This is a genomic window from Bordetella tumulicola (assembly GCF_054779135.1).
Genome location: NZ_BAAGYU010000008.1, coordinates 167,166 through 179,448, shown reverse-complemented (window position 1 = coordinate 179,448; position 12,283 = coordinate 167,166). Strand labels below are relative to the sequence as shown.

Genomic DNA, 12,283 nt, shown 5'->3' with positions numbered 1-12,283 from the left:
ACGATGAACCTGAAACGCCCTGAACTATTTCGACAACAATGCTATATCGATGGCCAATGGATCAATGCTTCCAGCGGGACGACCATCGACGTCACCAACCCTGCCGATGGATCCGTGCTCGGCACCATACCCTCGCTCAGCGGACCCGATGTACGCCAGGCCATCGAGGCAGCAAATCGTGCGCTACCCGCATGGCGCGCGATGGCGGCCAAGACGCGTGCGCAAGTGATCCGTCGATGGTTCGATTTATGCATGGAGCACCAGGAGGATCTGGCCAAGTTGCTGACCCTGGAACAAGGTAAGCCGCTCAAAGAATCACGGGGTGAGATTGCCTACGGCGCCTCCTTTCTGGAGTGGTTTGCGGAAGAAGCAAAACGCGTTTATGGCGACATCATTCCGGCCGCCAGTGCCGACCGCCGCATTGTCGTCATCAAGCAGCCTGTCGGGGTCGTGGCCGCGATTACGCCATGGAACTTTCCCAACGCGATGATCACTCGCAAAGCGGGCGCCGCGTTGGCCGCAGGCTGCACGATTGTCATCAAGCCCGCCACCGCTACGCCGTACTCTGCCTTTGCGCTTGCCGAATTGGCGCACGAAGCGGGCATTCCGCCCGGCGTGCTGAATGTCGTGACAGGAAAATCCAGTACCGTAGGCGGGGAAATCACCAGCAATCCCCTGGTGCGTAAGCTCTCATTCACGGGTTCGACCAGCGTCGGCAAATTGCTGATGGAACAGTGCGCTGGCACCATGAAGAAAGTATCGATGGAGCTTGGCGGCAATGCGCCTTTCATCGTGTTCGATGATGCCGATCTCGACCAGGCCGTGGCGGGTGCCATGGCCTCAAAGTTCCGAAACGCGGGCCAGACCTGCGTGTGCGCAAACCGAATTTTCGTCCAGGACAGCGTCTATGATGCGTTCGCCGAGCGCCTGAAGCAGGCCGTCCTGTCCTTGCGAGTGGGGGATGGCCTGAGCGACGAAATCGATCTCGGGCCACTGATCGACCAAGCGGCCGTCGACAAGGTGCAGGAGCACGTGGACGACGCAGTGTCTGGCGGAGCCAGCACGCTGATTGGCGGTCGTGCACATGAACTCGGCGGCTTGTTTTACGAACCCTCCATTCTCGTCAATGTGTCCCGGCAAGCAAAGCTGATGCAGGAGGAAACATTCGGGCCCGTGGCGCCGCTGATACGGTTCAGCACGGAGCAGGAAGTCATCGAGCTTGCAAACGATACGCCGTTTGGGCTGGCCGCCTATTTCTACACGTCGGATTACCGTCGCGCGTGGCGCGTCGCAGAGGCGCTCGAGACGGGCATCGTGGGGCTCAATGAGGGCATCATCTCGACCGAGTTGGCGCCGTTCGGCGGGGTCAAGGAATCCGGCATGGGTCGCGAAGGATCGAAATACGGCGTGGACGATTACGTCGAGATCAAATACATCTGCGCCGGCGGCCTGGGCAACGCCTAGGACAAACCGCACACCTTCCAGGAGCAATTTCTATGACAGAAAAAAAGCCGCATATTGGCCTGATTGGCGCCGGGATGATGGGATCGGGGATTGGCGCCAGCCTGTTGCGCAACGGCTTTCCGTTGACCGTGCTGGCCCACCCGGGCAACCAGCCTTTGGATCCGCTGCTCGCGAGCGGGGCAAACATCTGCCAGCAGGCTGCCGAGCTAACCGCGCAGGTCGATATATTAATTCTGTGCATCACCGGATCCCCCCAAGTGGAAGAAGTTCTCTTCCAGCAAAATGGCGTGCTGCAAGGCCTGAAGCGCGGCACCACCATCATCGACTGTTCCACTGCGATCCCCTCTTCGACTCGCAAGATTGCCAAAGCCGTGCAGGATGCGGGCGGGTATTTCCTGGATGCCCCGATGACGCGCACCCCAAAGGAAGCCGCGGAGGGCCGTCTGAATTTGATCGTGGGTGGCGACAGGCAAGTGTACGAGCAGTGCTTGCCGGTGCTCCAAAGCTACGCCGAGAATATTGCCTACGCGGGCGGCGTGGGTTGCGGCCATCAGATGAAGTTGCTGCATAACTATGTGTCGCTTGGATTCTCGGCTGTCTTGGCTGAAGCCGCCGCATGCGCGCGCCAGGCCGGGACAGAACCGACGACATTCTGCGACATCTTGGCCGCGGGTGGCGGTGGTGGCGTCGTGCTGAATCGACTGCGCCCCTATATCGAATCCGAAGATCCCTCGGGATTCCTGTTCTCAATGTCCAATGCATTGAAGGACATGGGCTACTACTGCACCATGGCCCAAGAGCAAGGCGCGCGTGACGAACTGGCTTTGGCCACCAGGCAGCTCTATGAACATGCCGCCCAGGACGGCCACGGGCAATCGCCTGTGGCCGCACTGATTGATCGCCTGGGTAAAAGCGGCACAGCCGAACGCAAGGAGATTTCGTGAAAATTACCCGCATCACCGCGATACCCATTTCCTACCGTCTGCCCGAAGGCAAAACCGTGACCATGGGGGTGGGCAGCACGTTAAAACGCGATGCCATCATCGTGCGCGTGGAGACTTCCGAAGGCATCGTGGGTTACGGCGAATCACATCCTGGCCGTAGTCCCGGCGCGATAGTCAGCCTCATTCACAATACGCTGTCGCCGCTGCTCGTCGGCATGCCTGCCACGGACGTCGTGGGGGCCTGGCAGCGCGTGCATCGCATGCAATTTTCGAGTCACGGCCTCGGGGCTGGCACCGCCTTGGCGCTGTCCGGCATCGACATGGCTTTGTGGGATATCCGCGGCAAAGCGGCCAACATGCCGCTCTATGAATTACTGGGCGGCTCGCGCAAACGCCTGCCGGCCTATGCGGGCGGCATTTCCATGGGATACCAAGCGCCGCAGGCGCTCGCAGAGGAAGCACAGTCATACATCGAGCAGGGCTATCGCGCGATCAAACTGCGTATCGGTGACACGACCAAAGACGACATCGCACGCTGCCTGCATGTACGCAAAATAGTGGGCGACGACATCGATATCATGACCGATGCGAACACGGCCTACACCATTGCCCAGGCACGCCGCGTGCTGCCCGTGCTGGCGGACATCCAGGCAGGCTGGCTAGAAGAGCCTTTCGCATGCAATGACTTCGCATCCTATCGCGAGGCGGCCAAGATCACGCCGATTGTCCCTCTAGCAGCAGGCGAGAATCACTTCATGCGGTTCGAGTTCGCCCAGATGCTCGAAGCGGGGGCCGTACAAGTCTGGCAACCGGATCTCTCGAAGACAGGCGGTATCACAGAGGCCGTACGTATCGCCGCCATGGCGTCCGCCTTCCGTATACCGATCAATGCGCACAGCTCGGCCACCGGCCTGAATCACGCGGCAACGCTGCATTTTCTGGCCGCAACCGAAAACGCGGGGTATTTCGAAGCCTGCGTCTCGCATTTCAATCCGTTCCGGGACATGTTTGGCTCAACGTTCGCGATCGGCGCAGATGGTTGCGTGGAGCCGCCCTCCGGCCCCGGTCTGGGGATAGAAGTGGACGAATCCATATTCGATAAATTCCCGGCGGTCGATGGACCAGGATATGTCGTGAAGTTCTAGATCAATAAAACACAAGACCCTCTGGGTCGAGGAGACAATAATGAATATCCATAAGCTGATCTCGCTAATAGGCGGCTTAAGTCTCGCGCTGGCATCGGTCGGCCCGCTTGTTGCCAATGCGGCAGAAACCTATCCAGGCAAGCCTGTCCGGATCGTCGTCCCGTACCCGCCCGGCGGCTTCAATGACACGCTCGCCAGAACAGCCAGTGAATACCTGACCAAAACCTGGAAACAATCCGTGGTGGTCGAGAACAAGCCGGGCGGCAACACCTTGATCGGCAACACGCTGGTGGCGCAGTCAGAACCCGACGGCTACACCTTGCTGATCACGCCACTGCCGTTCTCGGCCCTGCCGGGGTTGTACCGAAGCAAGATGCCCTACGATGCGCTCAAAGATTTTGAGCCAGTCATCTGGGCAGGCAGCACGCAGAATATTCTTACGGTGCGTGCCGACTCGCGGTTCAAGAGCGTCAAAGAGCTTATTGCTTACGCGAAAGCCAATCCAGGCAAGGTCAACTATGGCTCGACGGGTTCGGGCTCGTCGAACCATCTATCGATGGAGCTGTTTCTGGAGTTGACCGGAACCAAGATGACTCACATCCCCTATAAAGGCAGCGCTCCCGCTGTCACGGCGCTTCTTGCGGGCGACATCGATGTCCTGTTCGACAATCTGCCCAACGTCTATCCCAACCTCATGGCAGGCAAACTCACCGGACTCGCCGCCACCGGCGCCAAGCGTGCTCCCCTGTTGCCGAATATTCCAACCGTGGTCGAAGCGGGCGTACCAGGGTATGAGGTGACGGTGTGGTTTGGCATGCAAGCCCCGGCGGGTACCCCTGTCGACGTCATCAAGAAAATAAACGCGGGCATGGTGGGGATGCTGCAGGAAAAAGACGTGGTCGAGAAATTCAGCAAACAAGGAGTTGAAATCGTGGCCAGTTCCCCGGCACAGTTCAAGACCCTGGTCGCCGCCGAAGTACCGAAATGGACTGGCGTCATTGATCGTGCTGGAATCAAGATCGAGTAGCCCGCTCAACGCTACCCTACTGGAAGCTGAACGGGGCGGCAGTCGTAGCGGTCTACAATAGCGGACTTTGGCCGCTACGGCCGTGATCGTTCTGCAGCCCCTTCCATGTCACGCTACACGCGCTTTCTGCCCGACCGTTTTACCCTCCTTCTTGTCACCACCGTCATTATCGCCAGCTTGGTGCCTGCCCATGGTCAGGGCCTGGTGGCGTTTGACTGGATCACCAACTTAGCCATTGCGCTGCTGTTTTTCCTGCACGGTGCACGTCTGTCGCGTGAGGCGATCATTGCCGGCGCCCTGCACTGGCGCCTACATCTGACGGTTTTCTCCGCCACGTTCATCATGTTCCCCGTTCTTGGGGTCGCGCTCAAGCCCGTGCTAGAGCCGCTGGTCACGCCCGAGCTTTATACCGGCATCTTGTTTTTGTGCTGCCTGCCCGCGACCGTGCAATCGGCGATCGCATTCACGTCCATGGCGCGCGGTAATGTGCCTGCGGCGGTTTGCAGTGCGTCGGCGTCGAGCTTGTTGGGTATTTTCCTGACGCCGCTGCTAGCGGGAACGGTTGTGGTCGCCAGCGCGAATGTATCGATGTCTTTTGACGCCGTCGGCAAGATCATGCTGCAGTTGCTACTGCCGTTTGTGCTGGGCCAGATCATGCGCCGCTGGGTCGGTGCCTGGGTACACAAACGCAAGTCAGTCCTGAAGTTTGTCGATCAGGGGTCGATCCTCCTGGTCGTGTACACGGCCTTCTCCGAGGCGGTGAACGAAGGGCTATGGCGCAATACGCCTATCCCGGCGCTGATCGGGCTGGTGGTGTGCTGCGCTGTCTTGCTGGCGCTGGCGCTGTTGGGCTGCGTCATCCTGGGCAAGGTTTTCAAATTCGATATTGCGGATCGCATCACGCTGCTGTTTGGCGGCTCGAAGAAAAGTCTCGCCACGGGTATTCCCATGGCGCAGGTGATCTTTGCGGGCCAGGCGGTCGGCGCGATTGTGCTGCCGCTGATGTTGTTCCATCAGATTCAATTGATGGTGTGTGCGGTCCTGGCCGCGCGCTTTGCGAAACGGCCGCACTAAGCGGCCCTTGGGCGTGCACCATCAATGCAAATGGCCGGGATTGATCCCGGCCATTTGCATTGGCTATCCCGCCATCAGTTTGCACCAGCCGTCCCATCCCAGGCGCTGTAGCGTACTGATGTTCTTTTCGTAGATTTCTGAGGCATCCGAGAACGCTTCGACCGCGCGATCGATGCTGTCTTCGCGCAAGAGATGCAAGATCGGATGCGGCGAACGGTTGGTACAGTTTTCGATATCGTCGGGCTCCGTATCGGCAAACTGAAAATCCGGGTGGAACGTGGCCACCTGCAGATCGCCTACCAGACGCATGCGTTTGAGCAGGCGCTCGGTATTGTCCTCAAAATCGTTGAACTCATAAAAATCGCCCAACGCATCCGGCAACACCAGCAAGGTGGTATCGATCTGGTTCGGATCGGCCTGCGAGATCAATAGCAGCTCGCTTTCCAGATCGGTCAGAACACCCTCGGCGTCGGTTGCATCGCTGACGGCGTAGCGAATCTGGTTCTTGACGTGTACGGCCTTGGCAAACGGACAGAGGTTCAGGCCGATCACGGCCCGCTCCACCCATAAACGCGTGTCGTCGATAATGCGCTGATAAGCGCCGTCGGTGTGAATCATAGGTCTAGGTGCAAGCCACTGATCAGACTGGCAGGGCCGCCATGATTTGTGCCACCGATGCTGTCAGTCTCTTGCCGTAGGGCACGTGCAGAAACTCGTTGGGGCCATGGGCATTGGAGCGCGGTCCCAATACGCCGCAAACCATGAACTGCGCTTTGGGAAAACCCTCTTGCAGCAAGCTCATCAACGGAATCGTGCCACCCTGCCCGATATAGCCGCACGGCGCATCATAGTACTGGCGCGACGCCGCATCCAGGGCTTGCGTCAGCCAGGCCTCGGACGCGGGTGCATTCCAGCCGGTCGCGCTGTGCTCCGCCTTGAAGATGACCTTGGCGTTGTAAGGCGAGTCTGCCTCTAGCAACTGCTTGATTTCATCCGACGCCGCCGCGGCGTCGATCAACGGTGGCAGGCGCAACGACAGCTTGAACGAGGTGCGCGGACGCAGCACGTTACCGGCGCTCGACAGCGGTGGCAGCCCTTCGGCGCCGGTCACTGACAAGGTCGGGCGCCAAGTGCGATTGAGCAAAGCCTCTTCGGGCGCGGAGGTCATGGGCAACACAAAGCTGCCGTCGCCACCACAGCTCCAGGGGAAACGGCGCCAGACCTCGTCACCCAGAACGCGAGCGGTTTCGCGCACTTGTTCTTGGCGGTCCGTCGGAATTTCGCAATGCAGGCTTTGTGGCAACAGGCGACCGGTGCCACTGTCTTCGAGGCGATCGAGCAGATGACGCAAAATTCGGAAACTGGAGGGCACCACGCCACTGGAGTCGCCGGAATGCACGCCTTCGTCGAGCACTTGCACCTCGAGCGCGCCCGCGACCATGCCGCGTAGCGAGGTTGTCATCCACAATTGATCGTAGTTACCAGCGCCGGAGTCCAGACAGAGGACGAGGGCCACATTGCCCAACCGGTCGCGCAACGCATCGACGTAGGGCAGCAAATCGTAGCTGCCTGATTCTTCACAGGTCTCGACGATACCGACGCAGCGCGGGCGAGGAATACCCTGCGCATCGAGCGCCATGATGGCGGTGATCGACGCGTAGATGGCATAGCCGTCATCAGCGCCGCCGCGGCCATAGAGCTTGCCGTCCTCGTATTTGGGCGTCCAGGGACCCAGATCTGAGCGCCAGCCCGAGAATTCGGGTTGTTTGTCCAGATGGCCATACAGCAGCACGGTATCGCCGTTGTCTGCCCGCGTGGCGGGCACATCGAAAAAGATGACGGGGGTACGGCCCGGCAGGCGCACGATCTCGAGCTTCAGGCCCGATACCTTGCGTGACTCGACCCACTGCGACGCATCGCGCACGACCCGCTCGAGGTATGCGTTTTGCTCCCAGTCGGCATCAAAAGCCGGGCTTTTGGCCGGCACAGCGATGTAGTCCGTCAGGGCCGGGATGATTTCATCGTCCCACTGGCGATCCACAAACGCCTGCAGGGCATCCGGGTCGAGGGTGGACGGCAAAGCGTCGTCGGGAATGCGGGCATTCATGGCAGGGTCCTATACGAAGAAGAGCAAACCTTGATTCTATGCCTCGCCGCCCAAAGTCGACAACCGCCATCGGTGTTGGTGCAACGTGAGAATGTCCGGTGTGGACGGACATTTCTATTTAGCGTTGACGGCCGCCATCGCCACCGCACCGCCGGGCAGCCATCAGGCTCGGCGGGCGGTGGTACGGATCAGCCCACCCACACCCGTGCGTTGCGGAACATGCGCATCCAGGGCGTATAGGCGCCACCACTATCGGCATCGCCCCATTCGGGCGGCGCCCACGACATCATCACGTTGCGCGTGACGCGTTCGGGGTGCGGCATGATCACGGTAAAGCGTCCATCGGCCGTCGTCACCGAGGTTTGCCCATCAGGGCTGCCGTTGGGATTAAAGGGGTACGCTTCGGTGGCATTGCCGTGGTGATCGATAAAGCGCGCGGCCACCAGCACTTTGCCGGCATCGCCTTGCTTGGTGTAGTCGGCATAGCCTTCGCCGTGCGCGACCGCCACGGGGACACGGGTGCCCTCCATGTCCTTGAAGAAGATCGAGGGCGACTTTGCCAGCTCGACCAGCGACAAACGGGCCTCGTACTTTTCCGATTGGTTGCGGGTAAAGCGCGGCCAGAACTCGGCGCCAGGGATCATCGGGGCCAGGGCAGCCATCATCTGGCAGCCGTTACACACACCCAGCCCAAAAGTATCGGGACGGGCGAAATAGGCCGCGAACTGATCTGACAGGCGGCTGTTGAAACGAATGGTGCGCGCCCAGCCTTCTCCTGCCCCCAACACGTCGCCATAGCTAAAACCACCGACGGCGACCAGGCCTTGCATGGTGCTCAGATCGATGCGTCCCGCCAACAGGTCGGTCATGTGGACATCGACAGCATCAAACCCGGCCGTGTCAAAGGCCCATGCCATTTCGACCTGGCTATTGCAGCCCTGCTCACGCAAGATCGCGACACGCGGGCGCTTGCCCGTGGCAATGAACGGCGCGGCGATATCTTCCTGGGGATTGAATGTCACGCGCGGCGACAAACCGGGATCGGTGACGTCGTTCCATGTATCGAGCTCTGCCTGTGCGCAAGCGGGATTGTCGCGGCGCGCCATAATGCGATAACTCACATCGCTCCAGGCACGGCCCAGATCGGCACGCGGTTGACTCCAGATTTTTTTACCATCACGATAAAACTCGACAGTATCCGAGCCATTCAAACCACCGATCACATGCGAATGCGCCGAGAGGCCCGCGCCGCGCAGCACCTGCAAAACCGCGTCGCGCTGCGCCGCCGGCACTTGAATCACCGCGCCGGCCTCTTCGGTAAACAACGCCTTGAGCGTCAGTTCGTCACGCTGCACGGCGACCTGCTCGGGACGGATTTTATAGTCGCCCCAATCCGCCGAGTTGGCATCGAAGGTCAACATGTCGAGGTTGACGGAAATACCGGTACGTCCGGCAAAAGCCATTTCGCACAGCGTGGCAAACAGACCTCCATCGGAACGGTCGTGATAGGCCAGCAACACACCCGCCTCGGCCAAGGTACGGATGGTCACGAAAAACGCGCGCAAGTCTTGCGGGTTGTCGATATCCGGCACGCTCTCGCCGACCTGGTTGTAGGCCTGTGCCAGGATAGAGCCACCCATGCGATGACGACCACGGCCCAGATCGATCACGATCAGGACGCTGTCGCCCACGTCGGCGCGCAACTGCGGCGTCAGGCTGGCCCGGGCATCGCCCACCGGCGCGAATGCCGTCACGATCAGCGATACCGGTGCCACGACCTGACGATTTTCACCGTCCTGATTCCAGGAGGTTTTCATGGACAAAGAGTCTTTACCGACCGGAATCGACAGGCCCGTTGCCTGGCAAAGCTCGCTGACGGCAGACACCGTATCAAACAAGGCAGCGTCCTGACCGTCCACCCCGCAGGCCGCCATCCAGTTAGCCGACAGTTTGATGTCTTCGAGGCGCGCCACATCGGCGGCCACCAGGTTGGTCAGGGCTTCGGCAACTGCCATGCGGCCCGATGCCGGCGCATTCAGCACGGCCAGCGGCGTGCGTTCACCCATGGCCATCGCCTCGCCACGGAAACCCTCGTAATCGGCTAGTGTGACAGCGCAATCCGCCACCGGGATTTGCCATGGCCCCACCATCTGATCGCGGCTGGACAGTCCACCAACGGTACGGTCACCAATAGTGATCAGGAACGACTTGTTTGCCACGGTAGGGTGACGCAACACGCGGTATGCCGCCTCGGTCAGATCAATGCCCACTAAATCCAGGGGCTCTGATACACCCGGCATGCGCTGCACGTCGCGCGTCATGCGCGGCGGCTTACCTAAAATGACATCGATCGGCACATCGACAGGACGTGCGCTGGCGTCGTCCGCCGCGACCGGGGTATCCAGGCCCGGCAGGCCCTCGCCGTCAACCACGCGCAGTTGGCGCTCTTCGGTCGCCACGCCCACGACAGCATAAGGACAACGCTCGCGACGCGCGATCGCGTCAAAGCGCTCCAGGTCCTGGGGCAAGATCGACAGCACGTAGCGCTCTTGCGATTCGTTGCTCCAGATCTCGGCTGGTGACAGACCGGACTCCTCGAGCGGCACGCGTTTGAGGTCAAACACGGCGCCACGGCCGGCGTCGTTGACCAACTCGGGGAATGCGTTGGACAAGCCACCCGCGCCCACGTCGTGGATCGCCAGGATGGGGTTGTCGGTGCCCTGCTGCCAGCAACGGTCGATGACCTCTTGGGCACGGCGTTCGATTTCGGGGTTGCCACGCTGCACCGAGTTGAAATCGAGTTCGGCGGCGTTGCTGCCCATGCTGATGCTGGAGGCCGCCCCTCCCCCCATGCCAATACGAAAGCCCGGGCCACCTAACTGGATCAGCAAAGCCCCCGGGGGAATGATTTCTTTGTGGGTCAACTCGGCATCGATGCTGCCCAATCCGCCCGCGATCATGATGGGCTTGTGATAGCCCCAGCGCGTATCGCCCGCCGTTTGCTCGTAGGTACGGAAATAGCCCAGCAGGTTCGGTCGACCGAATTCGTTATTAAATGCCGCACCACCGATCGGCCCGTCGATCATGATGGACAAGGGCGAGGCGATGCGATCGGGCAAGCCATGATGATCGCTTTCCCAGGGTTGCAAGGCATCGGGAAAACGCAAGTGCGACACGGTGAAGCCCGTGAGGCCGGCCTTGGGCTTGGAGCCGCGGCCGGTCGCGCCCTCGTCGCGGATTTCACCGCCCGCACCCGTGGCGGCCCCCGGGAATGGCGCAATCGCCGTAGGGTGGTTATGCGTCTCGACCTTCATCAAGGTATGCACGGTGGCATCGCGGCGTACGTAGCGCGCGGCATCGCCTCCCTGACCGTCGGCCAGCGGCACCCCTGCTTGAAAGCGCTGCGCCGCTCCGCCTTCCATGACGGCGGCGTTGTCGGAATACGCGACCACGGTGCCTTGCGGCTGTGCTTTGTGCGTGGCACGAATCATGCCGAACAGGGTTTCCGATTGCGGCTGACCGTCGATCACCCACTGCGCGTTAAAAATCTTGTGGCGGCAATGTTCGCTATTGGCCTGGGCGAACATCATCAACTCGACATCGGTGGGATCACGCCCCAGGCTGGTAAACGATTGCGCCAGGTAGTCGACCTCGTCCTCTGACAACGCCAGGCCCAGCGCGGTATTGGCCTCGACCAGGGCATCACGCCCTTGAGCCAGGACGGCTACCGTGCGCATGGGTTTGCCCGCAAGCACCTGGAACAAGGCTTGCCCATCGAACTCCGAACCAACCACGGTTTCGGTCATGCGGTCATGCAGGCAATCGGCCGCACGCGCCAGCATGGCGTCGTCCAGTGACTTCGCCCCCAGCAGCCCGCGCTCGGGCACCAGAAAATAGCGCACCCCGCGTTCAACACGACGCACCGAGGCCAACCCGCAGTTGTGGGCAATGTCCGTGGCCTTGCTGGCCCAGGGAGAAATCGTGCCCAGACGCGGAATCACCAGCAACGCGAGGCTCTTGGCAGGCGCGTCGGCAGCGGCGACGCCGTAGTCCAGCAGTTGGGTCAATTGCTGCTGTTGGCCGTCATCCAACTCGGCATCCGTGCAAATGAAGTGCTCGTAGCGGGCGCTGACGTCCGCGATGGGCAGGCCGGCCTCTTGCAGTTGTGCCAGCAAACGCTCGCGACGAAAGGCGGAAAGAACTGAAGAACCGGGCAAATGCTGGACGAGAGACACGATGCGGGCGCCGTTTGGTAGGTGAAAAGGAGCAAAACGGAGATTTTACCTTCTCAGGGATATCCCCGAGCGAATTCCCCCAATATCGCCGCATGAACAAAATTTGGTCGAGTTACAAAATTATTCAACACCGCTTGGCATCGAAATGATGCAACGCATCAAATCCCCCGATTTTCCAGAGAAACAGGCAGATCATTCGACCCTTTTCAGTCATTAGAATCGGGCCTGTTTTTTGCACTGCAATATGTTGCGAAAGTCCCCCACCCACGGGAAAACACGCACTAACG

At 60.4% G+C, this 12,283-nt stretch carries 8 protein-coding genes; 5 read left to right on the top strand and 3 right to left on the bottom strand.

The annotated features are described in order from the left end of the window. Window positions 1-3 precede the first annotated feature (3 nt). From ACYVDM_RS16070 to ACYVDM_RS16050, 5 genes are all read left to right on the top strand, one after another. Window positions 4-1,464 carry an NAD-dependent succinate-semialdehyde dehydrogenase gene (locus tag ACYVDM_RS16070; RefSeq protein WP_415792335.1) on the top strand — a complete coding sequence of 487 codons (1,461 nt, stop codon included), beginning with the start codon at window positions 4-6 and terminating at the stop codon, window positions 1,462-1,464. Between the two features lie 32 nt (window positions 1,465-1,496). Further along, window positions 1,497-2,408: an NAD(P)-dependent oxidoreductase gene (locus ACYVDM_RS16065; RefSeq protein WP_415792336.1), complete on the top strand. Its 912-nt coding sequence runs from the start codon at window positions 1,497-1,499 to the stop codon at window positions 2,406-2,408. Continuing rightward, the gene (locus ACYVDM_RS16060; protein ID WP_415792337.1) at window positions 2,405-3,553 is read left to right on the top strand and encodes a mandelate racemase/muconate lactonizing enzyme family protein; all 1,149 of its coding nucleotides are present in this window, start codon (window positions 2,405-2,407) and stop codon (window positions 3,551-3,553) included. Before ACYVDM_RS16065 ends, ACYVDM_RS16060 begins: the two co-directional genes overlap by 4 nt. A gap of 40 nt (window positions 3,554-3,593) precedes the next feature. Beyond that, entirely contained in the window at window positions 3,594-4,580 is a 987-nt protein-coding gene (locus ACYVDM_RS16055; protein ID WP_415792338.1) for a Bug family tripartite tricarboxylate transporter substrate binding protein, read from the top strand. 105 nt (window positions 4,581-4,685) lie between these two features. Further along, complete coding sequence (locus ACYVDM_RS16050; protein WP_415792339.1) at window positions 4,686-5,654, top strand: bile acid:sodium symporter family protein; 969 nt, start codon at window positions 4,686-4,688, stop codon at window positions 5,652-5,654. 63 nt (window positions 5,655-5,717) lie between these two features. On the opposite strand, the gene ACYVDM_RS16045 is transcribed toward ACYVDM_RS16050, so the two are convergent. The 3 genes from ACYVDM_RS16045 to purL form a co-directional block, all read right to left on the bottom strand. After that, entirely contained in the window at window positions 5,718-6,272 is a 555-nt protein-coding gene (locus ACYVDM_RS16045; RefSeq protein WP_415792340.1) for a DUF1415 domain-containing protein, read from the bottom strand. A gap of 22 nt (window positions 6,273-6,294) precedes the next feature. Further along, window positions 6,295-7,761 (bottom strand): M20 family metallopeptidase, encoded by a 1,467-nt coding sequence (locus tag ACYVDM_RS16040; RefSeq protein ID WP_415792341.1) that lies wholly within the window; start codon window positions 7,759-7,761, stop codon window positions 6,295-6,297. A gap of 188 nt (window positions 7,762-7,949) precedes the next feature. Next, window positions 7,950-11,996: a phosphoribosylformylglycinamidine synthase gene (gene purL, locus ACYVDM_RS16035; RefSeq protein WP_415792342.1), complete on the bottom strand. Its 4,047-nt coding sequence runs from the start codon at window positions 11,994-11,996 to the stop codon at window positions 7,950-7,952. Between the last annotated feature and the right edge of the window lie 287 nt (window positions 11,997-12,283).